Genomic DNA, 993 nt, shown 5'->3' with positions numbered 1-993 from the left:
GTGTCGGCCGTGCTGCACACGGCCGCCGGCAAGACGCAGGGCGGCTCGACCATCACGCAGCAGCTGGCGCGCAACCTCTACCCGGAAGAAATCGGCCGTTCCCTGTCGATCACGCGCAAGCTCAAGGAAGCCATCACGGCTTTCAAGATAGAGGCGGTTTATTCCAAGGACGAAATCCTGGAGAGCTACCTCAACACCGTGCCCTTTTTGTACAACGCCTACGGCATTGAAATGGCGGCGCGCACCTACTTCGACAAATCCGCCAACGAACTGGACGTGCTGCAAAGCGCCACGCTGGTGGGCATGCTCAAAGGCACGGCCTACTACAACCCGGTGACCAACCCCGAGCGCGCCATGCAGCGCCGCAACACGGTGCTGGCGCAGATGGTCAAGCACGAGAAGCTGCCCGTAGCCCAGCTGGAGGCACTGAAAAAGAAGCCGCTGCGTATCGACTTTGAGCGCCAGGACGAAGAGCTGGGCTCGGCGCCGCACCTGGCGCAGCAGCTGCGCCGCTGGCTGATTGAATGGGCCGACCGCAACGACTACAACATTTATGCCGACGGCCTGGTGCTGCGCAGCACCATTGATTCACGCCTGCAGGACATGGCCAACAGGGCCCTGGCGGTGCAGGTAGACCGCTTGCAAAAGACGGTGGCCGGTGACTGGCGCTTTAACTCGGGCTGGAAGGCCAAGAGCGGCGCGCCGCGTGAACTGGCCCTGGCCTTCATACGCGACACCGCCGAATACAAGGCCCTGCGCACCAAGGGGCAGACCGACGACCAGGCCACCAAGGCGCTGCTGGCGGACGCCGAGTTCATGCAAAACCTGAAGGACGACAAGACGCGCCTGCAGGCCGGCTTCATGGCGCTGGACCCAACCAACGGCCAGGTCCGGGCATGGGTGGGCAGCCGTGACTTTGCGCGCGACCAGTTCGACCACGTGCAGCAGGCGCGCCGCCAGCCGGGCTCGACCTTCAAGCCCTTTGTGTATGGC

General features: G+C 63.7%; 1 protein-coding gene. It reads left to right on the top strand.

Translation table 11 applies throughout. The features are described 5' to 3' along the window. Positions 1-993 (top strand): transglycosylase domain-containing protein (locus AC1DWI_RS24405; RefSeq protein WP_477726075.1); only part of this gene is annotated, 993 nt, incomplete at both ends.

It is taken from the genome of Polaromonas sp. P3_C2 (assembly GCF_056402675.1).
Note: the sequence above shows the minus strand (reverse complement) of the source record. Positions and strands in the feature narration are given on the sequence as shown.